At 69.4% G+C, this 23,876-nt stretch carries 26 protein-coding genes; 17 read left to right on the top strand and 9 right to left on the bottom strand.

Features of this window, described 5'->3' with window-relative positions; translation table 11 throughout:
* Positions 1-83 precede the first annotated feature (83 nt).
* Positions 84-827, top strand: a complete 744-nt coding sequence (locus A5694_RS19145; protein ID WP_064923882.1) for an SDR family oxidoreductase — start codon at positions 84-86, stop codon at positions 825-827.
* On the top strand, positions 824-1,549 hold the full coding sequence (locus A5694_RS19140) for an SDR family NAD(P)-dependent oxidoreductase (protein WP_064923881.1): 726 nt from the start codon (positions 824-826) through the stop codon (positions 1,547-1,549). Before A5694_RS19145 ends, A5694_RS19140 begins: the two co-directional genes overlap by 4 nt.
* 21 nt (positions 1,550-1,570) lie before the next feature.
* Here A5694_RS19140 and A5694_RS19135 read toward each other — a convergent pair whose 3' ends face one another.
* Positions 1,571-2,182, bottom strand: a complete 612-nt coding sequence (locus tag A5694_RS19135) for a TetR/AcrR family transcriptional regulator (RefSeq protein ID WP_064923880.1) — start codon at positions 2,180-2,182, stop codon at positions 1,571-1,573.
* Positions 2,182-3,030 carry an oxidoreductase gene (locus A5694_RS19130; RefSeq protein WP_064923879.1) on the bottom strand — a complete coding sequence of 283 codons (849 nt, stop codon included), beginning with the start codon at positions 3,028-3,030 and terminating at the stop codon, positions 2,182-2,184. Before A5694_RS19130 ends, A5694_RS19135 begins: the two co-directional genes overlap by 1 nt.
* A 213-nt stretch (positions 3,031-3,243) precedes the next feature.
* On the opposite strand from A5694_RS19130, the gene A5694_RS19125 reads away from it, so the two are divergent.
* The 4 genes from A5694_RS19125 to mnmA are packed head-to-tail and all read left to right on the top strand — an operon-like array spanning position 3,244 to position 7,171.
* Positions 3,244-4,059 carry a GNAT family N-acetyltransferase gene (locus A5694_RS19125; RefSeq protein WP_064923878.1) on the top strand — a complete coding sequence of 272 codons (816 nt, stop codon included), beginning with the start codon at positions 3,244-3,246 and terminating at the stop codon, positions 4,057-4,059.
* Positions 4,056-4,874, top strand: a complete 819-nt coding sequence (locus A5694_RS19120; RefSeq protein ID WP_065019460.1) for a lysophospholipid acyltransferase family protein — start codon at positions 4,056-4,058, stop codon at positions 4,872-4,874. Before A5694_RS19125 ends, A5694_RS19120 begins: the two co-directional genes overlap by 4 nt.
* Positions 4,875-4,922: 48 nt before the next feature.
* On the top strand, positions 4,923-6,101 hold the full coding sequence (locus A5694_RS19115) for a cysteine desulfurase family protein (RefSeq protein WP_064923926.1): 1,179 nt from the start codon (positions 4,923-4,925) through the stop codon (positions 6,099-6,101).
* On the top strand, positions 6,098-7,171 hold the full coding sequence (gene mnmA, locus A5694_RS19110; protein ID WP_064923877.1) for a tRNA 2-thiouridine(34) synthase MnmA: 1,074 nt from the start codon (positions 6,098-6,100) through the stop codon (positions 7,169-7,171). Before A5694_RS19115 ends, mnmA begins: the two co-directional genes overlap by 4 nt.
* 10 nt (positions 7,172-7,181) lie before the next feature.
* Here the strand turns inward: mnmA and A5694_RS19105 are convergent, their stop codons facing one another.
* Positions 7,182-7,787, bottom strand: coding sequence for a sensor domain-containing protein (locus tag A5694_RS19105; RefSeq protein WP_064923925.1), 606 nt, complete (start codon positions 7,785-7,787; stop codon positions 7,182-7,184).
* A gap of 80 nt (positions 7,788-7,867) precedes the next feature.
* On the opposite strand from A5694_RS19105, the gene A5694_RS19100 reads away from it, so the two are divergent.
* The 3 genes from A5694_RS19100 (at position 7,868) to A5694_RS19090 (ending at position 10,053) form a co-directional block, all read left to right on the top strand.
* Positions 7,868-8,881, top strand: a complete 1,014-nt coding sequence (locus A5694_RS19100; protein ID WP_064923876.1) for a methionine synthase — start codon at positions 7,868-7,870, stop codon at positions 8,879-8,881.
* Between the two features lie 375 nt (positions 8,882-9,256).
* Positions 9,257-9,745, top strand: a complete 489-nt coding sequence (locus A5694_RS19095) for an SRPBCC family protein (RefSeq protein ID WP_064923875.1) — start codon at positions 9,257-9,259, stop codon at positions 9,743-9,745.
* Positions 9,742-10,053 carry an ArsR/SmtB family transcription factor gene (locus tag A5694_RS19090; RefSeq protein ID WP_109535757.1) on the top strand — a complete coding sequence of 104 codons (312 nt, stop codon included), beginning with the start codon at positions 9,742-9,744 and terminating at the stop codon, positions 10,051-10,053. The genes A5694_RS19095 and A5694_RS19090 overlap by 4 nt, the downstream gene beginning before the upstream one ends.
* On the opposite strand, the gene A5694_RS19085 is transcribed toward A5694_RS19090, so the two are convergent.
* Both A5694_RS19085 and A5694_RS19080 read right to left on the bottom strand, forming a co-directional pair.
* Positions 10,048-10,443: an MmcQ/YjbR family DNA-binding protein gene (locus A5694_RS19085; RefSeq protein WP_064923874.1), complete on the bottom strand. Its 396-nt coding sequence runs from the start codon at positions 10,441-10,443 to the stop codon at positions 10,048-10,050. The genes A5694_RS19090 and A5694_RS19085 overlap by 6 nt on opposite strands.
* A gap of 17 nt (positions 10,444-10,460) precedes the next feature.
* Positions 10,461-11,312, bottom strand: coding sequence for an EamA family transporter (locus tag A5694_RS19080; protein WP_082952759.1), 852 nt, complete (start codon positions 11,310-11,312; stop codon positions 10,461-10,463).
* A 219-nt stretch (positions 11,313-11,531) separates the two neighbouring features.
* Here A5694_RS19080 and ligA point away from each other — a divergent pair, with 219 nt between their 5' ends.
* Positions 11,532-13,610, top strand: a complete 2,079-nt coding sequence (ligA, locus tag A5694_RS19075; RefSeq protein WP_064923873.1) for an NAD-dependent DNA ligase LigA — start codon at positions 11,532-11,534, stop codon at positions 13,608-13,610.
* Here the strand turns inward: ligA and A5694_RS19070 are convergent.
* Positions 13,607-14,272 (bottom strand): amino acid-binding protein, encoded by a 666-nt coding sequence (locus A5694_RS19070; RefSeq protein WP_109535759.1) that lies wholly within the window; start codon positions 14,270-14,272, stop codon positions 13,607-13,609. The genes ligA and A5694_RS19070 overlap by 4 nt on opposite strands.
* A 39-nt stretch (positions 14,273-14,311) precedes the next feature.
* On the opposite strand from A5694_RS19070, the gene gatC reads away from it, so the two are divergent.
* From gatC to A5694_RS19050, 4 genes are all read left to right on the top strand, one after another.
* Entirely contained in the window at positions 14,312-14,611 is a 300-nt protein-coding gene (gene gatC, locus A5694_RS19065; protein ID WP_064923922.1) for an Asp-tRNA(Asn)/Glu-tRNA(Gln) amidotransferase subunit GatC, read from the top strand.
* Positions 14,608-16,089, top strand: coding sequence for an Asp-tRNA(Asn)/Glu-tRNA(Gln) amidotransferase subunit GatA (gene gatA, locus A5694_RS19060; RefSeq protein WP_064923871.1), 1,482 nt, complete (start codon positions 14,608-14,610; stop codon positions 16,087-16,089). Before gatC ends, gatA begins: the two co-directional genes overlap by 4 nt.
* A gap of 101 nt (positions 16,090-16,190) precedes the next feature.
* Entirely contained in the window at positions 16,191-17,222 is a 1,032-nt protein-coding gene (locus A5694_RS19055; protein ID WP_064923921.1) for an ATP-dependent 6-phosphofructokinase, read from the top strand.
* Between the two features lie 43 nt (positions 17,223-17,265).
* Positions 17,266-17,697 carry a hypothetical protein gene (locus tag A5694_RS19050; RefSeq protein ID WP_234787944.1) on the top strand — a complete coding sequence of 144 codons (432 nt, stop codon included), beginning with the start codon at positions 17,266-17,268 and terminating at the stop codon, positions 17,695-17,697.
* Between the two features lie 8 nt (positions 17,698-17,705).
* Here A5694_RS19050 and A5694_RS19045 read toward each other — a convergent pair whose 3' ends face one another.
* On the bottom strand, positions 17,706-18,092 hold the full coding sequence (locus tag A5694_RS19045; protein WP_064923869.1) for a DUF2237 family protein: 387 nt from the start codon (positions 18,090-18,092) through the stop codon (positions 17,706-17,708).
* A gap of 37 nt (positions 18,093-18,129) precedes the next feature.
* Here A5694_RS19045 and tenA point away from each other — a divergent pair, with 37 nt between their 5' ends.
* A complete protein-coding gene (gene tenA, locus A5694_RS19040; protein ID WP_064923868.1) occupies positions 18,130-18,798 on the top strand; it encodes a thiaminase II in 669 nt (222 codons plus the stop codon).
* Between the two features lie 24 nt (positions 18,799-18,822).
* Positions 18,823-20,325, top strand: a complete 1,503-nt coding sequence (gene gatB, locus A5694_RS19035; RefSeq protein WP_064923867.1) for an Asp-tRNA(Asn)/Glu-tRNA(Gln) amidotransferase subunit GatB — start codon at positions 18,823-18,825, stop codon at positions 20,323-20,325.
* A 285-nt stretch (positions 20,326-20,610) separates the two neighbouring features.
* Here gatB and gjpA read toward each other — a convergent pair whose 3' ends face one another.
* Together gjpA and A5694_RS19025 are read right to left on the bottom strand one after the other, a co-directional pair.
* Complete coding sequence (gene gjpA / locus A5694_RS19030; protein ID WP_064923866.1) at positions 20,611-21,660, bottom strand: outer membrane porin GjpA; 1,050 nt, start codon at positions 21,658-21,660, stop codon at positions 20,611-20,613.
* A gap of 306 nt (positions 21,661-21,966) precedes the next feature.
* On the bottom strand, positions 21,967-23,088 hold the full coding sequence (locus tag A5694_RS19025) for a PQQ-dependent sugar dehydrogenase (RefSeq protein WP_064923865.1): 1,122 nt from the start codon (positions 23,086-23,088) through the stop codon (positions 21,967-21,969).
* A gap of 157 nt (positions 23,089-23,245) precedes the next feature.
* Here A5694_RS19025 and A5694_RS19020 point away from each other — a divergent pair.
* Positions 23,246-23,876, top strand: a 631-nt coding sequence (locus tag A5694_RS19020; protein ID WP_207516056.1) for a DoxX family membrane protein, incomplete at its 3' end; no start/stop codon positions are given.

Raw genomic sequence — 23,876 nt, 5'->3', positions numbered from 1 at the left:
ACTACGGACTTTCCGGGGTACCGGCACGGCCTCTGCAGTGCCACTGTGGACACACCACAGTCGACCAAGGAGGTCTGGAAGAAATGAAAATCACCGTGATGGGCGCCAGCGGGCAGATCGGCTCGAAGGTCGTCGCGCTGCTGGCCGCGGCCGGGCACGAGCCGGTGGCGGCGTCGCGCGACACCGGCGCCGACGTCCTGACCGGCCAGGGCCTGGTTGAGGCGCTGTCGGGCGCCGACGTGCTGGTCGACGTGGTGAACTCCCCGAACTTCGACGACGACCCGGTCATGGACTTCTTCACCCGCTCGACCACCAACCAGGTCGCAGCGGCGAAAAAGGCCGATGTCAGCCACTACGTGGCGCTGTCGATCGTGGGCTGCGACGCCCTGCCGGACAGCGGCTACATGCGCGCCAAGGTGGCCCAGGAACGGATCATCACCGACTCGGGGCTGCCCTACACCATCGTGCGCGCCACCCAGTTTCACGAGTTCGCCGACGCGATCACCGCGTCTTTGACCGTCGACGGTGTGGTGCGGGCCCCCGAGGGGCTGATCCAGCCGATCGCCGGCGCCGACGTGGCCGCCGCGGTGGCCCGTGCGGCCCAGGCGGCCCCGGTGGACGGGATCGTCAACGTCGGCGGTCCGGAGAAGATGACGTTCGCCGAACTGGCCGCTGCGGCGCTAGCGCACCGCGGCGAGACCCTGCCGATCGTGGTCGACCCGGCGGCCGTCTACTTCGGCACCAAGGTGGGGGACACCGGCCTGGTCACCGGCCCCGACGCGATCCTGGCCCAGACCCGCCTGGCGGACTGGCTGGCGACCCAGTGAGCGAGCTGGCGGGCCAGACCGCGGTGGTGACCGGCGGGACCGCCGGTATCGGACTGGAGTCGGCCCGGCTGCTGGCGCGGCACGGCGCCACGGTGATCATCACCGGCCGTTCCGCTGGTCGCGGTGCCGCCGCCGTCGCCGAACTCGGCGACGGCGTGCGGTTCGTGGCCGCCGATCTGGCGGACCTCGAATCGGTGCACTCCCTTGCCCGGCAGTGTGGTGATGTCGACATCCTGGTGAACAACGCCGCCAGTTTCCCCGGCGCGCTCACCGTCGACCAGGACGTCTCGTCATTCGAGTCGACGTTTGACACCAACGTGCGCGGCGCCTACTTCTTGGTTGCGGCCCTGGTGCCGGCCATGTTGCGGCGCGGGCGCGGCGCCATCGTCAACGTCACCAGCATGGTCGCCTTCAAAGGCGTTCCGGGCGCGTCAAGCTACAGCGCGTCCAAAGCCGCCCTGGAATCGCTGACCCGAACCTGGGCTGCCGAGTTCGGGCCGCACGGGGTGCGGGTGAACAGCGTCGCGCCCGGACCCACCGCTACCGCGGGGGTGGTGGCCGAGTGGGGCGACGTCAACGACGAACTGGGCCGGGCGCTTCCGCTCGGCCGCACCGCGCAGGCGTCCGAGATCGCCGAAGCCGTACTGTTTCTGGCCTCGCCGCGGTCCAGTTTCATCACCGGCTCGACGCTGCACGCCGACGGCGGCGGTGCTGCCGCCTGAGGTTGGCATACCGGGGCGTCATCAGGTCAGCCCGGCGCTGATCAGCCAGATGTGTTCGCACGTCTTCGATGCCCGTTGGAGTTCCTCGCGAGATTCGTGCGATGTGTGGTAGAAGGTCCGCTCGATCATCCAACACAAGGTGCGCGCCATTGCAGGCGCCTGTTCGGGTTTCGTGCCGGACTCAACGCCGGCTCGTTCCAGGACGGCGGTGATGGCCGCGATGAACAAGTCAGCGGTATGGCTCCACAGTCTGCCGATCTCCGGCACGGTCAACGACAGGTCGATCGCTGTGCGCATGACTAGGCCGTGCTCGTTCCACAGCTCGACTGTGCGCTGCATGGCCGCTGCGATTGCCTGGCACGGGTCGTCGGTCTCTGCGGTGGCGCGGGACCGCTCCCACAAGTGCTCGACGGTGCGGGCGACGAGTGCGGTGACCACGTCTTGCTTCGACCCGAAGTAGAAGTACAAGGCGCCGCGGGTGATGCCGGCGCCCTGGGCGATGTCGGCGACGGTCATGGCGTCGTAGCCCGTTTGCGCCAGCAGAGCTTCGCAGGTGTCCAGAATCGCCTGCTCGCGGAGATCGCCCTTACGCACCGTGGGGCGGCGGCCGTGTGCCGGGTGGTGACGGACCATCAGAGCGCGGCGCCTTCGGCGAAGTCGGTTGTGCGGGAAAGCATTTCCCAGCTCCGGATCTCCTCGTCTACAGCCGCGCGCGCGGCGGTGATCAGTCGCAGCGCATCTGAGCCCAGGACGAGATGTGCCGGTGGCCGCTCGAGCGACGCGATGTGCACGATGGCGTCGCCGGCTTTCGCCGGGTTGCCCAGCTGCCTGCCGCTGGCCTGCTTTCGGGTTTCGCGGATGGGACCGAACAGCTCGTCGTAGTCGGCGATGCTCCGCGCGGCGCGTGTCATGGATCGTCCGGCCCAGTCGGTGCGGAAGGAGCCAGGCTCGATCGCTGTCACGTGGATCCCGAACTGCGCAACCTCTTTGCCGAGTGCTTCCAGGATGCCTTCGACAGCGAACTTGCTGCCGCAGTAGGCCGACATGCCGGGGACGGCCATGAGCCCGCCCATGGAGGTGACGGCCATCAAGTGTCCGCGCCGGCGCCGGCGCATCTGCGGCAGTGCGGCCTGCAGGGTGGCCACGGTCCCGAACACGTTGACCGCGAACTGTCGCCTCACCTCGGCCAGTGGAGTCTCCTCGAAGGTGCCCTCCAGGCCGTAGCCGGCGTTGGCGACGACGACATCCAATGGGCCGACGCACTGTTCTACCTCGTTGAACAGACTCGCAACGGCGTCGTCGTCCGTCACGTCCACGATGCGGCCGTGGGCGTACCCGGGTTTGAGCGCGCGGAAGGCCGCTAGGTCATCTGCGGACCGCACCGTCCCGACGACGGTGTGCCCGGCGGCCAAAGCCGCTTGGGCGAAGGCACGGCCCAGACCCGTGCTGACGCCGGTGATGAGCCACTGCTGTGTCGGCATTTGCACCCCCGTTGGGACCGAGAAATCGCGATCGAGCACTTTGCCGACAAAGTCTACACAACGTTGATTTTTATCGTCACAATGTCGATTTCTCTCGAGTTGCCGCTGCCAGCGCGCGGACCGCCCGGAGGCTGCAACTCGTCACCGAGAGTGCACCGACATGTCATGCGGTGATTGCCTCTACGCCGCATGACTGCGCGACCGTGGGCGATTGTGAGCACTGGTTCTGTTCTCATCGCCCCCGAGCCCACCACCACCACCGACACCCCGCGATACTCGCTGCTGGTATCCACCGAGCCCGCCCTGATCGAAGCCGCGCAGCGGCTGCGCTACGAGGTGTTCAGCACCGAGCCGGGATTCACCCTGCCGCCCGCGGCCGACGGCCGAGACGCCGACCGATTCGACCAATACTGCGATCACCTGCTGGTGCGGGACGACACCTCCGGAGCGCTGGTCGGCTGCTACCGGATGCTGCCCCCGACCGGCGCCATCGCCGCCGGAGGCCTTTACAGCGCAGCCGAATTCGACGTCGCCGCACTCGATCCGCTGCGCCCGTCGCTGGTCGAGATGGGCCGGGCGGTGGTGCGCCCGGGGCACCGCAACGGTGCCGTCGTGCTGTTGATGTGGGCCGGGATCCTGGCCTACCTGGACCGCTACGGATACGACTACATCACCGGCTGCGTCTCGGTGCCCGTCCACGGCGAGGGCGCGCCCGGCAGCCAGATCCGCGGCGTCCGCGACTTCGTGCGGCGCCGCCACGCCTCACCGCACCGGCTGACGCCGTATCGGCCGGTGGTGCTGGACGGCAAGAGCCTCGAGGAGATCGCGCCGCCGGCCCGTCCGGTCCTGCCGCCGCTGCTGCGCGGCTATCTGCGGCTGGGCGCGCGGATCTGCGGTGAACCGGCCCACGACCCCGGCTTCGGGGTGGGCGACTTCCCGGCGCTGTTGTGCCGCAGCGACGCCGATACCCGCTACCTGAACCGCCTGCGCTCGGTCGCGGCGGCAGCCGACGTCGCCACGGACGCGTGAACCACGGGGTCGTCAACGCCTGGGCGCCGCGGCCATCGTGTACGCCGGCGTGCGTGCACGGCGGCGCGAAGCTGTTGTTCCCGGCGGTGGTGGCGGCCCGGCTGGCCCTGCTGATGCTGCTGCTACCGGTGCTGCCGCTGCTGGCGGCGCCGCTGCCGGGCCGGGTCACCTTCCAGCGCGGCTGCTGCCGGCTGGTGTTGCGCTGCTTCGGAGTGCGGGTGACGACGATCGGGGCACCGTTGCGCAACCTGCGCGGCATGCTGGTGGTCAGCGGGCACATCTCCTGGCTGGACGTGTTCGTCGTCGGCGCGGTGTGCCCGGGGACATTCGTGGCGCGCGCCGACCTGATCAGCTGGCCCGGCATCGGGGCGCTGGCCCGCCTCATGCGGATCATCCCGATCGACCGGGACAGCCTGCGCCGGCTGCCGACGGTGGTCGAGGCAGTGGCCGCCAGATTGCGGGAAGGCCGTACCGTCGTGGCGTTCCCGGAGGGCACCACCTGGTGCGGGCGCGCCCACGGCAGGTTCTATCCGGCGATGTTCCAGGCCGCCGTCGACGCGGCGCGCCCCGTGCAGCCGCTACAACTCAGCTACCACCATCCCGACGGATCCCGCTCGACCCTGCCGGCCTTCGTCGGCGACGACACCCTGGCGGCCTCGATGCGCCGGCTGATCACCGCACGGCGTACCGTCGCGCGGGTGCACGTCGCATCCCTGCAGCTGCCCGGGACAGATCGGCGCGAGCTGGCCGCCCGCTGCCAGGCCGCCGTGGGCTGCCAGGTGCGACCGCCCCGGCAGGCCTGCATCTGCTGCTGACGCATGGCCACCGAGGTGACGGGAACTGCCCGGTATCCTGGGCGGGTCATGGTCTATCTGGATCACGCAGCCACCACCCCGATGTACCCCGAGGCCATCGAGGCGATGACGGCCGTGATGGGCACCGTCGGCAACGCCTCGTCGCTGCACGCCGCCGGCCGCAGCGCGCGCCGCCGGATGGAGGAGTCCCGGGAGTCGATCGCTGCACTCCTGGGCGCACGTCCGTCGGAGGTGGTGTTCACCGCCGGCGGCACCGACGGCGACAACCTGGCGGTCAAGGGCATCTACTGGGCCAGGCGTGACGCCGACCCGCGCCGGCGTCGGATCATCACCACCGAGATCGAACACCATGCTGTGCTGGACGCGGTCAGCTGGCTCGCCGACCACGAAGACGCCGAGATCACCTGGCTGCCCACCGCTGCCGACGGTTCGGTGACGCCGGACGCGCTGCGCGCGGCGCTGCAGGACTCTGAGGATGTCGCACTGGTATCGGTGATGTGGGCCAACAACGAGGTCGGCACTGTGTTGCCGATTGCCGAACTCGCCGCCGTCGCAGCGGAATTCGGCGTGCCCATGCACTCCGATGCGGTGCAGGCCGTCGGTCAGCTGCCGGTCGACTTCGCGGGCAGCGGGCTGTCGGCGCTGACTCTGACGGCCCACAAGTTCGGTGGGCCCTGCGGGGCCGGCGCGCTGTTGATGCGCCGCGACGTGGCCTGTGTTCCGCTGATGCACGGCGGGGGCCAGGAGCGTGACATCCGTTCGGGCACACCCGATGTCGCCGGCGCCGTCGGCATGGCAACCGCGTTGCAGATCGCGGTGGGCTCACTGGAGGACACCGCCGACCGGGTGGCGGCCATGCGGGACCGGCTCATCGACGGGGTGCTCGCGCGGATTGAGGACGCCTGCGTCAACGGGTCGCGCACCGAGCGGCTGCCGGGCAACGCGCACTTCACCTTCGCCGGCTGCGAAGGTGACTCGCTGCTGATGTTGTTGGATGCCAACGGCATCGAATGCTCCACCGGTTCGGCCTGCACCGCCGGGGTGGCGCGGCCGTCGCACGTTCTGACGGCGATGGGCGCTGACCCGGTGGCCGCGCGGGGCTCGCTGCGGCTGTCATTGGGGCACACCAGCGTCGACGCCGACGTGGATGCGGTGCTGGCGGTGCTGCCGGGCGCGGTGGACCGGGCCCGTCAGGCCATGCTGGCCGCCGCCGGGGTGCCACGGTGAAAGTCATAGCCGCGATGAGCGGCGGGGTGGATTCGTCGGTCGCCGCCGCCCGCATGGTCGATGCCGGGCACGAGGTGGTCGGCGTGCACCTGGCGCTGTCCCGCAACCCGGGCACACTGCGCACCGGCTCGCGGGGCTGCTGTTCGCGGGAGGACTCCGACGACGCCCGCCGGGTCGCCGACCTGCTGGGCATCCCGTTCTACGTGTGGGACTTCTCTGAGCAGTTTCAAGCCGAGGTGATCGACGACTTCGTCGACTCCTATGCCCGCGGTGAGACCCCGAACCCGTGCGTGCGCTGCAACGAGAAGATCAAGTTCTCCGCGGTGGCCGCCCGCGCCGTGGCGCTCGGCTTCGACATGGTGGCCACCGGCCACTACGCCCGGCTCGCCGACGGCCGGCTGCGCCGCGCGGTCGACGCCGACAAGGACCAGTCCTATGTGCTGGCGGTGCTGACCGCCGAACAGCTCAGCCACGCGGCGTTCCCGATCGGCGACACCCCCAAGCCGGCCATCCGCGCCGAAGCCGCCGAACGCGGCCTGGCGGTGGCGAGCAAACCCGACAGTCACGACATCTGCTTCATCCCGACCGGCGACACCCGCACCTTCCTGGGCAGCCACATCGGGGTGCGGCCCGGGGCGGTCGTCGACGCCGGCGGGACGGTGCTGGCCGAGCACGACGGGGTGCACGGCTTCACCATCGGCCAGCGCAAGGGCCTGGGCATCGCCGGCCCCGGCCCGGACGGCCGGCCCCGCTACGTGACCGGCATCGACGCCGCCACCGCCACCATCACCGTCGGCACCGCCGCCGACCTGGACGTGCTGGGCCTGACCGGACGGACGCCGGTATTCACCTCGGGAAGCGCCTGGCGCGGCCCGGTCGAATGCGAGGTGCAGGTGCGCGCCCACGGGGAGACCGTGGGCGCGGTGGCCGAGCTCGTCGGCGACGATCTGCGCGTGCGGCTGCGTGCGCCACTGCGCGGGGTGGCCCGCGGTCAGACGCTGGTCTGCTACCGCCCGGACCCGCACGGCGACGAGGTGATCGCCAGCGCCACCATCGCCGACACCGCCTGAGCCACCGGCCTTAGCCCGGCACCGCCGCCGCCATATTCGTCACCACCAGGTCAGCGATCGATTCGGAGAAGCCGCAGTGGGTGACCTCCAGCAGCACCACCGCCTTGAGCAGGTAGGCGCGCCCGCACTCACCGGGCCGGGTGTGCAGGGACTGCTCGTCGGCGCCCCAGTCGCCGACCATCTTCGGCCCGACGGGGCTGCCGGCACAACCGGCGACGGTGGCCACCAGCTCGTCGAATGCGCGGCGGGCGAACTGCGGGTCGGGGTAGGCGGCCGCGCCCTCGGAGATCAACGCGCCCTTGGGCGGGTACTGGTAGGTGGTCTTGCGGAACTGGGTGTACCCGCTGCCGAACACCGCCGTCTCGGTGAAGACGAAGCGGCACGGTGGCGACACCGTCGCGGCAAGCTCATCGATGTCCACCGGGGCGATGGAATCCATGGTGGGGATGATCGTCAGGTCCTCGTCGGTACCGGTGATGCCGCGCATCCGGGAGGTATCGAGCAGGATCGCCCCGACGCGGACGGCGCCGTCGGGCACCGGCGCCACGACCGGTGCCAGCGCCGTGCCACCGACGAACCGGGTACAACCGAGCACCGTCGCGGCTACCGCACCCATGAGCACCAGCCGCGACGTCTTCACTCGTCGAAGGTAACCCGCCGTGTCGAGGTCGAAACCTCCTTCAATACGGTTGCTCGATGAGCGCTTTCGCCACCGGGACCGCCCTGGGGTCATGGCCGGGCACTTCGGCGCGCCAGGCCGCCGAGGTCGTCGTCGGCGAGCTGGGCGGCGGCCTGGCCCACCTGGTCGAGTTGCCGGCCCGCGGGGTGGGTGCGGATCTGCTCGGCCGGGCCGGTGCGCTGCTGGTCGACATCGCCATCGACACCGCCCCGCGCGGCTACCGGCTGTGTGCGCGCCCCGGCGCGGTGAGCCGGCGCGCGGTCAGCCTGCTCGCCGAGGACACCGACGCCCTCGAAGAGGCCTGGGAGATCGCCGGGCTGCGCGGCGGTGGGCATCCGGTCAAGGTGCAGGCGCCCGGGCCGCTGACCCTGGCCGCCGAGCTGGAGCTGGCCAACGGCCACCGGGCGATCACCGACCCGGGCGCGATGCGAGACCTGGCCGCGTCGCTGGCCGAGGGCCTCAAGACGCACCGGGCCGACCTGGCCCGGCGGCTTGACACCCCGGTGGTCGTACAGCTCGACGAGCCGTCCCTGACCGCCGCGGTGACCGGCCGACTGGCCGGGGTCACCGCGCTGAGCCCGGTGCCCGCCCTCGACGAGGCCGTGGCCATCGCGCTGCTCGACAGCTGCGCCGAGACGGTGGGCGGCGAGATCCTGGTGCACAGTTGTGCCTCGGAGTTGCCGTGGAACGTATTGCAGCGCAGCAGTATTGCGGCGATATCCCTGGACTGCACCGCCTTGGCGCCGGCCGACTACGACGCGATCGGCGCGTTCCTCGACTCCGGGCGCACCGTGGTACTGGGCATGGTCCCGGCGGTCGCGCCGGCGCGGCGCCCGTCGGTGGAGGAACTCGCCGCCGCGGCGGCGGCGATCACCGACCGGATCGGCTTTGCGCGTTCGCTGCTGGCCGAGCGGGTCGGCATCAGCCCGGTCTGCGGGATGGCCGGCGCCACGCCCGAGTGGGCGCGCACCGCAGTGGGGCTGGTGCGTAAGGCGGGTGAGGCGCTGGGGGAGGACCCGGAGGCGGTGTAGCGGCTCCGGCGGAAACCGGCTCCGAGCCGAGGCTGATTTTCCACAAATGGCGAACTAGTTGTCGGTGTGCCGTGCGATGCTGTCTCGCGATGCGGCGGCGGACGACGAGGTCGGCGATTACTTCACCCGGTCGGAGCTCAATTGCGTGACAGCTTCGGTGATCTGGTCCGAGCGGGGAATACCTTGGACTACGACATCAATCAGCACCGATGATGCTACGCGGATGTCGTCTTTGTCGTCGCGTTGACCGGAACGGCACCTGCTTCCCCTACGGGAGTCTCCGGCCGGCGGGATCTACCCGATCTAGAAGCGCAACCGTTTGGTTGCGCATAGGGGCCGAGCCTGTTCTACTGATAGGCAACCAGGAGGTTGCATATGAGTGCCGATCGTATCGAGAAGCAGGTCGTGTTGCGGGCATCGCTGGACCGGGTCTGGCGGGCGATCAGCGACGCGGCGGAATTCGGGCAGTGGTTCGGGGTCCGGTTCGACGGCCCGTTCGTCGCCGGAACCGCGGTGACCGGGACGATCACCCCGACCACCGTCGACGCCGACGTCGCCCGGCTGCAGGAACCGCACGCCGGGAACCGGGCGACCTGGCACATCGTCGCCGTGGAACCCCCGCGGCGGTTCGCCTACCGCTGGCACCCCTTCGCGGTGGACGCCGATGTGCGGGACGAACCGATGACACTGGTGGAATTCACCCTCGCGGAGACGCCCGAGGGGGTGCTGCTCACCATCGTCGAGAGCGGGTTCGACGCGCTGCCCGCCGCGCGGCGGTCGAGCGCCTTCGAGGCGAACTCGGGTGGCTGGGCGCACCAGGCCGAGTTGGTGCGCAAGTATCTGGCGCTGGGCCGGCCGGCGTGACGGCTCCGGTCTTCGAGGCGCTCGGCGACCCCAATCGCCTTCTTATCATCAACCGGCTGTGTGAGGGCGGTCCCCGTTCGACATCCCAGGTCGCCCAGGTGATCCCGGTGACACGGCAGGGGGCCGCCAAGCACCTGCAACTGCTGGAGGCGGTCGGCCTGGTCAGCAGCACCCGCCGCGGCCGGGAACGCATCTGGGAGGTCCAGGCCCGGCCGCTGGCCGACGCCGGCGACTACCTGTCCGTCCTGTCACGACGCTGGGACGCCACCATCGACCGGCTGCGCGCCCACGTCGAAGACGGGTCATAGCCCGTCGAGCAGCCGGATCAGCCGCGGTGCCGCGGTCAGCCGAAACGAGGCGTCGACCAGCTCACCGACCTCGTCCCAATCCACCGGGGCCGCAGTGAAATCCAGTCCCAGCCACCCCGATGGCGCCAGATACATCGGACGAAAGAACCGACTGTCTTGCTCAAGTGCTCGCCGCTCCGATTCGTCGACCTTGACCAGCAGCGCGTGGGGGTAGCGCACCACCGACCCGTCGATCTTGGCGCTGCCACCGAAGACGGCGAACATCTTCGGCGCGCAGAACACCGGGCGGCCGTGCGAGATCTTCTCGGACGCCTCGGGAAACCCCAACGCGATGCGGCGCAACTCCGCCAGGCCCGGGTCGTCGTCGTGGAACATGATCGGGTGCGGCATCGACCCAGGCTAAAGCCTCAGCCGGCGGTGATCATCGCCACCGCGGCCGCCGCGAGCACCATGCCGACCACTTGCCAGCGATGTACCCGCTCGCGCAGCACCACGATCGCCAGCACCACCGTCGCCGCCGGATACAGCGAGATCAGCACGCTGCCCAACGACAGCAGCGAGGTGTGCAGCGTCAGCACCATCGTCACGTTGGCCCCGGTATCCAGCACGCCGGCAACCAATGCCAGCCGCAGCGGGAACCCGGACGGCGGCGTCGCATTGCGAGTGGCCGTTGCCAAAACGACCACCAGCACGGTGGCCGCAGCCCGGGCGAACAGCAGTGGCCACAGCCGCGACTGCAGCTCGGTGTGGTCGATGCAGACGAAATTGAGCCCGAGCGCGAAGCCCGAACCGATCGTCAGCCAGGCCACCTTCGGGGTGAAGCGATGTGGACCAGCGCCGGCACCGCTGGCTTCCCGGCTGATCAGGACCACGGCCGTCAGCGCCAGCAAGATGCCCGCCGTGGCGACCGGACTCGGCCGCTCACCCAAGAGGAACCCGAATCCGATCGGGACGGCGGCATCGACCAGCGCCGCCAGCGGGGACACCACCGAAATCGGCCCGGCGCCGAGCGCCGAGAAGAACCACCAGATACCGATCGCTTGACTGATTCCGCCCAGCGCACCGTAGACCACCGCGTTGGCGGTTACCGATCCGCCGCAGACGGCGGCCAGGCCGCCGATCAGCACCATCGACACCGGTGTGGAGATCAGGATCACGCGCAGGGCGGCGACCTGGCGGGCGGCCACCCCGCCCACGAAGTCGGTGACCCCGAAACTGGCCGCCGATAGCAACGCCAGTGAGGGGCTTGAAGAGGCCATGCTTGCTCGTGCTCCTGGGAAAGGTCGATGCCAGCGGTCTTGAGCAAGCTCTCATGCATCACGAAGGCTTACGCATAGCGGAGATTAATCAGCCTTGGTGTACGCGCAGTGAACGGCTCGGGTCGATTTGGGTGTTCCGGCGCTGGCTGCCGGCTCGCGCGGTCAAGAATCACCCTGCGCCGAAATTCCGGCGACGGCCCTACCGGATAACCTGCGGGGGTGAGCCCAGAAGCGGACAGCGTCCCCCCCGAGATCCGGCGGCAGTGGCACGACCTGGCCGAAGAGGTGCGCGAGCACCAGTTCCGCTACTACGTCAAAGACGCGCCGATCATTCCCGACAGCGAGTTCGACGAGCTGTTCAACCGGCTGCTGGCCCTCGAGGACGCCCACCCGGAGCTGCGGGCCGCCGACTCACCCACCCAACTGGTGGGCGGTGCCGGTTTCACCACCGAGTTCGCGCCGGCCGAGCACCTGGAGCGCATGCTGTCGCTGGAAGACGTGTTCTCACCCGAGGAGCTGACGGCCTGGGCGGGCCGGGTCGCCGGTGAGATCGGCGGCGACACCACCTATCTGTGCGAGCTCAAGGTCGACGGGGTCGCGCTCGGGCTGGTGTATCGCGACGGCCGGTTGAGCAGTGGCGCCACCCGCGGCGACGGTCGGGTCGGTGAGGACGTGACCCTCAACGCGCGCACCATCGCCGATATCCCCGAATTCCTCACCGCCGACAGCCAATTCCCGGTCCCGACGGTACTGGAGGTGCGCGGGGAGGTGTACTTCCGCCTGGAGGACTTCGAAGCCCTCAACGCCGGCCTGGTCGCTGAGGGCAAGGCGCCGTTCGCCAATCCCCGCAACAGCGCGGCCGGCTCACTGCGGCAGAAGAACCCGGCCATCACCGCCCGACGCAACCTGCGGATGGTCTGCCACGGGCTGGGCTACACCGAGGGCTTCAACCCCGAGACCCTGCATGAGGCCTACACCGCGATGAAGGCCTGGGGTCTGCCGGTCTCGGCGCACACCGCCCGCGTCGAGGGCATGGCCGCGGTGGCCGAACGCATCGCCTACTGGGGTGAGCACCGCCACGACGTGGAACACGAAATCGACGGCGTGGTGGTCAAAGTCGACGACCGGGCGTTGCAGCGCCGGCTCGGCGCCACCTCTCGGGTGCCGCGCTGGGCGGTGGCCTACAAGTATCCGCCGGAGGAGGCGCAGACCACGCTGGTCGACATCAAAGTCAGCGTCGGCCGCACCGGGCGCGTCACCCCGTTCGCCTACATGACCCCGGTCAAGGTGGCCGGCTCCACCGTCGGCCTGGCCACCCTGCACAACGCCTCGGAGGTCAAACGCAAAGGGGTGCTGATCGGCGACACCGTGATCATCCGCAAGGCCGGCGACGTGATCCCCGAGGTGCTCGGGCCGGTCGTGGACCTGCGCGACGGCACCGAACGCGAATTCGTCATGCCCACCCACTGCCCGGAATGCGGCACCCTGCTGGCGCCGGCCAAGGAGGCCGACGTCGACATCCGCTGCCCGAACGCGCGAACCTGCCCGGCGCAGCTGCGCGAGCGGGTGTTCCACGTCGCCGGGCGGGGCGCCTTCGACATCGAGGCGCTCGGGTACGAGGCGGCGATCGCGCTGCTGAGCGCCGGCGTCATCACCGACGAGGGCGACCTGTTCGACCTCACCGAAGACGACCTGCTGCGCACCGAGTTGTTCACCACCAAAGGCGGTGCGCTGTCCAAGAATGGGCGGCAACTGCTGGCCAATCTCGACAAGGCGAAATCGCAGCCGCTGTGGCGGGTGTTGGTGGCGTTGTCGATCCGCCATGTCGGCCCGACCGCGGCCCGGGCGCTGGCCACCGAATTCGGCAGCCTGGACGCGATCACCGCGGCGTCCACCGAGCAACTGGCGGCCGTCGAGGGCGTCGGGCCGACCATCGCCACCGCCGTCACCGAATGGTTCGACGTCGACTGGCATCGCGCGATCGTCGACAAGTGGCGGGCGGCCGGGGTGCGGATGGCCGACGAGCGCGACGCAAGCATCGAACGCACGCTGGAGGGCTTGAGCATCGTCGTGACGGGGTCGCTGACCGGCTTCTCCCGCGATGAGGCCAAGGAGGCCATCATCGCGCGCGGCGGCCGGGCGGCCGGGTCGGTGTCGAAGAAGACGGCCTATGTCGTCGCCGGTGACGCACCGGGATCAAAGTACGACAAGGCCGTCGAACTCGGCGTGCCGATCCTGGACGAGGAGGGTTTCATCCGATTGCTGGCCGAGGGACCCGCCGACGAGTCGACGGATTAGCGCAGCAGGGTCGCGACGATCCCGGCCAGATAGCCCAGCCGCGCGACCTCGGCCGGCAGGAACGCCGGACCGCCGGTGCGTCCCAGCACGATCGCGGTTCCTGGGTCACCCAGCGGGGCGGCCAGCAGCGCAGTGTCCATCTCCCGCCATACCGCGGGCACCCAGTCTTCGGTGTTGTCCAGTGCGGTGGCCCGTTCGAGTGGTAGCCACGGCACCGCCCCGACTTCGGTCTCGGGGGTGCCGGGGCTGCCGGCCAGCCGGCGGAACTGCCCGCCAGCTCCCTGGCCGCGTACCACCACACACCAGCTGACCCGCAGCACCCGGGGCGCCTCGTCGACCAGCTTCTGCAGCTTGGCCGAGCGGTCACCGGCCGCCGCGACGTGGTCGATGAGCTCGAGTTCGCGGTGCGCCTCCAGCAGCCCGGTGTGTGGGCGCACGCTGTGCACCCGGATCCCGGTGAGCCGTTCGGCGGCGGTGATCAGCACGTCGGGCATCGATCCGGGCGGCAGTTCGACCACCAGATCGTCGATCGCCGAGCCGTTGCCGCGCTCGACGACGTCCAGCGACAAGATGTCGGCACCCACCGAGCCCAGGGCGACCGCTAGTGAGCCGAGGCTGCCCGGGCGGTCGTCGAGTTCGACGCGCAGCAGATAGGAAGGCACGGCGAACACTGTTCCACAGCCCGACTAGGCTTGGCGGCCGTGTCCCAGATCTCCCGTGACGACGTAGCCCACCTGGCCCGACTGGCCCGGCTGGCGCTGACCGACGCCGAGCTCGACGGCTTCGCCGGCCAGCTCGACGCGATCCTTACCCATGTCAGCACGATTCAGGCCGTCGACGTCGCCGGCGTCGAGGCGACCGACAACCCGCTCAAGGACGTCAACGTCACCCGGCCCGACGAGATCGTGCCCTGTCTGAGCCAGGCCGAAGCGCTGGCCGCTGCGCCCCGCGCCGAAGACGGCCGCTTCGCGGTCCCGCAGATCCTCGGGGAGGGCCAGTGAGCGAGCTGATCCGATCCGACGCGGCCATCCTGGCGGCGCGCATCGCCGCCCGCGAGGTGTCCTCGGTCGAGGTGACCCGAGCCCACCTGGACCAGATCGCGGCCACCGACTCGAAATACGGGGCTTTTCTGCACGTGGCCGCCGACGAGGCGCTGGCCGCCGCGGAGGCCGCCGACAAGGCGATCGCGGCCGGGGAGTCGCCGTCGGCCCTGGCCGGGGTCCCGCTGGCCCTCAAAGACGTGTTCACCACCGTCGATGCGCCCACCACCTGCGGATCGAAGATCCTGGAAGGCTGGCGCGCCCCCTACGACGCGACGGTCACCCTGCGGCTGCGCGCGGCCGGCATCCCGATTCTGGGCAAGACCAACATGGATGAGTTCGCGATGGGCTCCTCCACCGAGAACTCCGCCTACCAGGTCACCCGCAACCCGTGGGATGTCGAGCGGGTGCCCGGCGGATCGGGCGGCGGCAGCGCCGCGGCGCTGGCGGCGTTCCAGGCCCCGCTGGCCATCGGCACCGACACCGGCGGCTCGATCCGGCAGCCGGCCGCGCTGACCGCCACCGTCGGTGTCAAACCCACCTACGGCACCGTGTCCCGCTACGGGCTGGTGGCCTGCGCGTCGTCACTGGACCAGGGCGGGCCGTGCGCCCGCACGGTGCTCGATACCGCGCTGCTGCATCAGGTGATCGCCGGACATGACCCCCGCGACTCCACCTCGCTGGACGCACCGGTGCCCGACGTCGTCGCCGCCGCGAAAGCCGGTGCCACCGGCGATCTTTCGGGCGTGCGGATCGGTGTGGTGCGCCAGCTGCACAGCGGCGAGGGCTACCAGCCGGGCGTGCTGGCGTCGTTCAATACCGCCGTGGAGCAGCTCCAAGCCCTGGGCGCACAGATCTCCGAGGTGGACTGCCCGCACTTCGACTACTCGCTGAGCGCCTACTACCTGATCCTGCCCTCGGAGGTGTCATCCAACCTGGCCCGCTTCGACGCGATGCGCTTCGGGCTGCGCGTCGGCGACGACGGCACCCACAGCGCCGAGGAGGTGATGGCGATGACCCGGGCGGCCGGCTTCGGCCCGGAGGTCAAGCGCCGCATCATGCTCGGCACCTACGCGCTGTCGGCCGGCTACTACGACGCCTACTACAACCAGGCCCAGAAGGTGCGCACGCTGATCGCCCGCGACCTGGATGAGGCCTACCGGAGTGTGGACGTGCTGATCTCGCCCACCACGCCCACGACCGCGTTCCGGCTGGGGGAGAAGGTCGACGACCCGCTGGCGATGTACCTGTTCGACCTGTGCACGCTGCCGTTGAACCTGGCCGGGCACTGCGGCATGTCGGTGCCCTCGGGGCTCTCCGGCGACGACGGGCTGCCGGTGGGCCTGCAGATCATGGCGCCGGCGCTGGCCGACGACCGGCTCTACCGGGTGGGCGCGGCCTACGAGGCTGCCCGCGGGGCGTTGCCGACGGCGATTTAGCCGCACCCCAGCCCGCTCAGCGTGCGGTTTTATACGCGACGCGCCGAGGAGCACGGATGAATCCGCACAATCGGGCCCGTTGCGTCGGCAAGATGGATCTCATGCGGATCGGAGTCCTCACCGGTGGCGGTGACTGTCCCGGGCTGAACGCGGTGATCAGGGCCGTGGTGCGCACCTGCGATTCGCGCTACGGCTCGACGGTGGTGGGATTTCAGGACGGCTGGCGCGGCCTGCTGGAGAACCGGCGTATCCAGCTGGCCAACGACGACCGCAACGACCGGCTGCTGGCCAAGGGCGGCACCATGCTCGGCACCGCCCGGGTCAACCCCGACAAGCTGCGCGCCGGGCTGGACCAGGTCAAAGCGACCCTCGATGACAACGGCATCGACGTGCTCATCCCGATCGGCGGGGAGGGCACGCTGACCGCGGCGCACTGGCTGTCGCAGGAGAACGTGCCGGTGGTCGGGGTGCCCAAGACCATCGACAACGACATCGATTGCACCGACGTCACTTTCGGCCACGACACCGCCCTGCAGATCGCCACCGAGGCCATCGACCGGCTGCACTCCACCGCCGAATCCCACCAGCGGGTGATGCTGGTCGAGGTGATGGGCCGCCACGCCGGGTGGATCGCACTGAACGCCGGGCTGGCCTCCGGTGCGCACATGACGCTGATCCCCGAGCAACCCTTCGACGTCGAAGAGGTGTGCCGGCTGGTCAAGCAGCGCTTTCAGCACGGCTCGTCGCACTTCATCTGTGTCGTGGCCGAAGGCGCCAAACCCGCTGCCGGGTCGATGGAGCTGCGGGCCGGCGGGATCGACGAGTTCGGCCACGAACGGTTCACCGGGGTCGCCGCCCAGTTGGCCGTCGAGATCGAGCAACGTGTCAAGAAAGAAGTGCGCACCACCGTGCTGGGCCACGTGCAGCGGGGCGGCACGCCCACCGCCTACGACCGGGTGCTGGCCACCCGGTTCGGGGTCAACGCCGCCGACGCCGCCCACGCCGGGGAGTACGGGATGATGGTGGCGCTGCGCGGCCAGGAGATCGGCAGGGTGGCGCTGGCCGACGCGGTGCGCCAACTCAAGGTGGTCCCGCAGAGCCGCTATGACGATGCGGCGGCGTTCTTCGGATAGTCCTCCCCGTTTGTGCATGCCAAGTTCAGGCAATAGTCACACAATGGTCAAAGACCGTTCGGCGGGCTGGGGTTCGCTTGCCGGGCGGACAACGGTTGGGGGGGGGCGCGCCATGGGAAAGCTATCGCGGCTGGCCGCAGCGCTGTGCGCCTTGCCGGGCGGGCTTGTCCTCGCCGGGCCGGCCCACGCCAGCGGTGACGCCATCAGCGGATATGTCGACGATCACGGCGGGGAAGTCTGCGCGTTCATGACCGACCAGCCGAATCTGGCCGGAGTCAAACACGCGGTCAACCACATTCTGGAGACCAGCGGGTTGCCCCAGGATCAAACCGGTCAATTGCTAGCCGGGTCCGTGATGGCCGATTGCCCTCAATACGGCGAGCTGGTCGAGGAATTCATCTGGTACGTCCATCACCGCCAGCAGCAGCAGAACGGTGGCATCGGCCTCGGCGCCGGTGCCATTTTGGGCAAGTAGCGCTCCGCCTATAAATCGCCCGGGTCGTCCGGTACGTCAACGGCGTACGCGCGCAATACATCCAGCGCAACCACGTCGAGGGTGCGTTCATGGGTGGCGGCCAGTACCACCGGAGCCGCCCGCCCATCGCGGTGCGCCCGCAGCCAATTCAGCGCGGTGACACACCAGCGATCACCGGGCACCAAGCCCGGGAACCGATAGGCCGGCATCGGCGTGGACAGGTCATTGCCGATCGAGCGCTGGTGCTCGAGGAACTCGGCCGTGACCACGGCGCAAATGGTGTGCAGGCCGACGTCCTCCGGCCCGGACGAACAGCAGCCGTCGCGGTAGAAGCCGGTGACGGGGTCGGTGCCGCACGGCTGCAAAGGGCCGCCCAGTACGTTGCGGTCGGGCATGGGCGTCAGTCTAGGGCGGCATCACTTAGCGTGAGGTATGGCTGAGCGGACGCGCGCGCTGTTGTGGGCCGATATCGCCGAGATCTACCAGCGGATCTGCGATCACCCCTTCATCACCGGGCTGACCGACGGGTCGTTGGGCCACGACCGATTTCGCTACTACATCGCCCAAGACGCGCACTACTTGCGCGCCTACGCGCGGGCGCTGGCCGGTTGTGCGGCCAAGGCGCCGGTCGAGGCGGAGTTGACGATGTTCGTCGAGCACGCCGGGGTAGCGATCGCCGCCGAGGCCGAACTGCACGCCGGGCTGCTCTCCGACCTGGGCCTGGACGCCGGGGTGGCCGCGGCCGTGCCGGTCGCCCCGGCCACGCAGGCCTATGCCAGCTACCTGTTGGCCGTCACCGGATCCGGCTCCTACGCCGAAGCCGTCGCCGCGGTGCTGCCCTGCTATTGGCTTTACGCCCGGGTCGGCGAACATCTGCAGCGCCACGGCTCGCCGGAGCCGCTGTTCCAGCGCTGGATCGACACCTACGCGGGCCCCGACTACCAGGCGGTGGTTGATGCGGTGCTGGCGGTCACCGACCGGATTGGCGCGCAGGCGTCATCGGCCGAGTGGGACCTGATGCGCCGGCATGTCCACACCGCCGCACGCTATGAGTGGATGTTCTTCGACGCCGCCTACCGGATGGAGGACTGGCCGGTGTGATCGGGTCACCTAGACTTTCCTTCCATGACCGCTGCTGTCGCCGAACTGCTCGACTACGACGACGTCGTCGCCCGCTTCGACCCGGTGCTGGGCCTGGAAGTGCATGTCGAGCTGTCCACGGCCACCAAGATGTTCTGCGGCTGCTCGACCGCGTTCGGCGCCGAACCCAACACCCAGGTGTGCCCGGTCTGCCTCGGCCTGCCCGGTTCGCTGCCGGTGCTCAACGCCGCGGCCGTCGAATCGGCGATCCGGATCGGGCTGGCGCTGAACTGCGAGATCGCGTCCTGGTGCCGGTTCGCCCGTAAGAACTACTTCTATCCCGACCAGCCGAAGAACTATCAGATCTCCCAGTACGACGAGCCGATCGCCTTCAACGGCCACCTGGACGTGCCGCTGGAGGACGGGTCGGTCTGGCGGGTGGACATCGAACGCGCCCACATGGAGGAGGACACCGGCAAGCTCACCCACGTGGGCAGCGACACCGGCCGCATCGAGGGCGCCAGTGAATCCCTGGTGGACTACAACCGGGCCGGGGTGCCGCTGATCGAGATCGTCACCAAGCCGATCACCGGGGCCGGTGAGCGTGCCCCACAGATCGCCCGGGCATATGTGACCGCGTTGCGGGATCTGCTGCGCTCCCTGAATGTCTCCGATGTGCGCATGGATCAGGGGTCCATGCGCTGTGACGCCAATGTATCGCTGATGCCTACTGGTACAACGGAATTCGGCACCCGTACCGAGACGAAGAACGTCAACTCGCTCAAAAGCGTCGAGGTGGCGGTCAGCTACGAGATGCGGCGCCAGGCCGCGGTGCTGACCGGAGGCGGAACGGTCATCCAGGAGACCAGGCACTTCCACGAGGCCGGCTACACCAGCCCGGGCCGGGCCAAGGAGACCGCCGAGGACTACCGTTACTTCCCAGAACCGGACCTGGAGCCGGTGGCGCCGAGCGCGGAGCTGGTCGCGCAGTTGCGGGAGACCATTGGCGAGCTGCCGTGGTTGGCCCGCAAGAAGATTCAAGACGAGTGGGGCGTCTCCGACGAGGTGATGCGCGACCTGGTCAATGCCGGTGCGGTCGAGTTGGTGGCGGCCACCGTGGCGGCCGGGGCGTCCAGCGAAGCAGCCCGGGCCTGGTGGGGAAACTTCCTGGTGCAGAAGGCGAATGAGGCCGGGGTTGAACTCGACGCCTTGGGCATCACCCCGAAGCAGGTCGCCGAGGTGGTGTCGCTGGTGGATTCGGGCAAGCTGTCCAACAAGCTGGCCCGCCAGGTTGTCGAAGGCGTGCTCGCCGGAGAGGGGGAGCCGACCCAGGTGATGACCGATCGTGGCCTGGCGGTGGTGCGCGACGACTCGGTGATCCAGGCGGCGATCGACGAGGCGCTGGCCGCCAACCCCGATGTGGCCGAGAAGATTCGGGGTGGCAAGGTGCAGGCCGCCGGTGCGATCGTCGGTGCGGTGATGAAAGCCACCAAGGGCCAGGCGGATGCCGCCCGGGTGCGTGAACTGGTGCTGGAAGCCTGCGGGTAGCTCCGGCTGCCTCAGCCGGCGGCGGCGCCGCTTCGGGTCCGGCCCCTGTGGTCGAAGATGAACTGCAGCCACCGAACGTCGATCAACATCGTGTCGTCTTCCTTTTCGCTAGACGGTCTCGGTGTGCCGCGGTGGTGACCTTGACCCGGGTTCCAAAGTAAGCCGGATATTTAAGGCCGTCGGGCGGAGTCGGTAAAGCTTCTGTGAGAACCGCTGCGGCGGTGGCGACGACGACGAAAGTGGCCCCCTTCGTGAAGGGGGCCACTTTCGTGATGATCGACCGGTCTACAGGCCGAACGAACTCGCCAGGTCGGCGAGCAGGTCGGCGCCCGCGGCGCTGCCGCCGGCAGCAACGTCGTCGAGCGGATCGCCCACGCCGTCCCAGCCGAGCGCCATGGCGATGATCTCCTGCAGGCTTTGCCACGCGCCCAGCAGCCCGACGCCTTGGCCCTCAACCTCGAGCGGGAAGCCCATGAGGCCGGTGGTGAGTCCCAAGCCGTTGATGATCGAGCCGCCGATGCCGGGGGAGCTGCCGTCGGAGATCTCCTTGATGAAGCCCTCGACGTCGGTCCCGGTCAGGCCGGGCGACAGCAGCCCGCCGAAGGTGTAGCTGAGCGCGGTGACGTCCAGGTCCGCGGGCAGCAGGCCGGCCTCGGTCAGGCTCGGCAGCAGCGCGTCCAGGTTGAGGGTGGCCCCGTTGAGCAGCCCGCCGACCATGTTGGCAGGGATGTTGGCCATCTCCTGCAGCGCCGCGGTCCAGTCCGGGTTGTCGCCGGACAGTGCGGTGCTGATCTCACTGACGCTGTTGCCCAGCGCCACCAGCGGGCTGATGGACGGGCCGAGCGCGCCGATCAGCACCCCGCTGAGCGGTGAGGCGAGGAAGGAGAGAATCGGCGTGAGCTCATCGGTGGTGAGCGGGAAGTCCTCGGGCATGTACTGCGGCATCACCAGCGTGATCAGGGCCTGCAGCGCGTCGTTGCTCAGCAGCAGCGGTGAGATCGTCAGGTCGGTTTGCATGCTCGGCTGCACGACGGCATCGATGACGGCCTGCGGGTCGATCGACACGCCGTGCATCAGGTCGTAGATCAACTGCTGTCCCGCCACCATCGGGGTCTCCGACATGTGGTCCCACAGCGCGGTGGCGTTGGTCTTGGCGGTGTCGAAGACGTCCTGCCACGCGCCGAACGGGTCGAAGTCGGCGGTCAGCGCGACCGTGGGTGCCTGCCCGGCGGACACGGCGGCAAGCGGTGCGGCGACGGGGGTGGCCGCAATGGCGCCGGCGCCGACGAGCGCCGCGCCGGCGACGATCCACGGTGAGCGAACAACGTTTTGCATGGGGCTCCTCATTACAGTTGCTGTGACCGGTCGCACAGTCGGCGAAACGTTACTTGAAAGTAGCTTAGGAGAGCAAGTCGGCGACGTTGTTTTACGCACGCGTAAATAATGGGGCGGTCTGTGGTCCACGTCGGTGGAATCAGACGCGGAAAAGACCAGTTAGTCGGTGCGCGCAGTGCGTCACTTCGCTGAGCTACGGGTGGTGGCCCGGGGGCATCGGCCGGGATGACGGACCGGCGCGCGCTGCGGTTGGCAAAGGTTTGCCCAAAGTTAACTTAATGGCCGCACAGGTCAATGCGGGCCGGATCAGTCCTTGTCGTCGTTGGCGCGCGGGAACCCGCCGCCGGACGGGAACAGGGGAAACACGACGTCGTCGAGTTTCTCCGCGTCGCCGGCGGTCTTGTTCACCGTCGCCCCCCAGACGTTGCCGTCCGGCGACATCTTGACGGCCCAGACGTGGCCGTGGGTGTCCTGACGCATCACCTCGGGCTCGCTGGTCACCGAACCGGTACCCGAGGCCAGCCGCACGGCCACGGTCTGCTTGGTGTTGATCAGGTTGACCAGCACGATTCCGTCCATCGCGGCGCAGCCGGCGACGCCGGGCTTGTCCGGCCAGGTCCATACCGTCGATACCCGGGAGTCCTTGGTGATGCGCTGCAGGCGATCGCCGCTCGGAGTCCGGTCGGTGACGTAGAGCGAGCCGTCGACCCGATCGACGCATAACCCGCCGCCGGCACCCATTCCGCTCAGCGCGGTGGTGGGCGGCGCCTGCCCGATCGTCGTCGGTTGCTCGATACGCAACACCTTGCCCGCCGTGGAACCGGGATCAGCGGCCGCGGCCGGGTTGCCTGCGTCGCCGGTCAGCACCACCAACGTGGTGGGGCTGGTGAAGATCAGTGCGCCGGTGTTGCCGGTCGCGCCCTTGGGAATTCCGGTCAGGATGTCCTTGGGCACGTCGCCGTCGGCGACCCGGACCACCCGGTTGTCGGTGGGGGTGCTGATGTAGGCGTACATCAGCCGGTCCTGGGCGTACGTCGGCGACAGCACGATGTCCATCAGTCCGCCGTCACCGGACGGGTCGACGCCGATGACCGTCTTCACCTTGGGTTCGGCGGTCAGCGAGACCTCCTTCACCGCGCCGGTGGTCCGCTCGGCGACCAGCGCCGATTTGCTGTCGGCGTGCATGATCAGGCCGCTGGTGCTCTCCAGGCAGCCCTGCATCACCCCGGGGGCCGGGCATTGTTTGGGGAACGGGTTGGCCGGCAGCGGCGGGGGCGGCGGGGGCGTCGTGCTGGGAGCCATCCCGCGGCGGGGCACGGTGGTGAAGGGCTGTGACTGAGCGTCGTCGAAGTGCGCGCAACCGGTCAGGACCAGTAGGGCCGCGCACAGCACGACAGGCACCCGGTGAATCGCCCCGCGCATCCGCATGCCCGTCAGGTTACGGACACCGGGTCCGGTTTCGCCACGATGCCCGCCCCGGACGACGACGGTGCGGCGTCGTCGGGGTTGCACCGCGCCGGAATCGATTCGCTAACGAAGCCGTTCAAATCCCCAATCCCGCCGGGGTTGCCCTTACCCTTGCAGGGTGAAGAGTCAAGGTGAGGGCTCACACTGGCGTCGGCCGGGTGAGGCCGCCGAGGCAGAACAAGGACGTCCCAAGTCGGCGCGTCTGGTGGATCCGGAGGACGACATGCCATCGCCGACCTATACCGGTGATTTCGAGACCGCTGCCATCCCGCCCTACGACCCGACCGGTTCCCGCCCCCTCGGCGGTGACTACAACCCGCTGCCGTACGCCGAACCGCAGGGCGCGCCCGGGCGGGTGCCCGGTTCGGTCGGCGCCGACGCCGACGAGCCGTTCCGGGTGGTGGACCGGCGCGGAACCCAGGATCTGGGCCTGCTGATCCTGCGCGTGGGCCTGGGCGTGCTGCTCGTGGCTCACGGGCTGCGGCAGCTGTTCGGCTGGTGGGGCGGCCAAGGCCTGACCGGATTCAAGTCCTCGATCGCCGACGCCGGCTACCAGCACGCCGACATCCTGACCTACGCCGCCGGCGGCGGGCAGATCGCCGCGGGGCTGCTGCTGGTGCTCGGACTGTTCACCCCGCTGGCCGCTGCCGGCGCACTGGCGTATCTGATCAACGGCGTGCTCGCCGGCGTGTCGGCGCAGAGCCAAGGGCGCTTCGACTTCTTCCTGCCGGACGGCCACGAGTACCACC

Origin of the sequence: Mycolicibacter sinensis (assembly GCF_001667945.1) — a bacterium.
Taxonomy (GTDB): domain Bacteria; phylum Actinomycetota; class Actinomycetes; order Mycobacteriales; family Mycobacteriaceae; genus Mycobacterium; species Mycobacterium sinense_B.
Note: the sequence above shows the minus strand (reverse complement) of the source record. Positions and strands in the feature narration are given on the sequence as shown.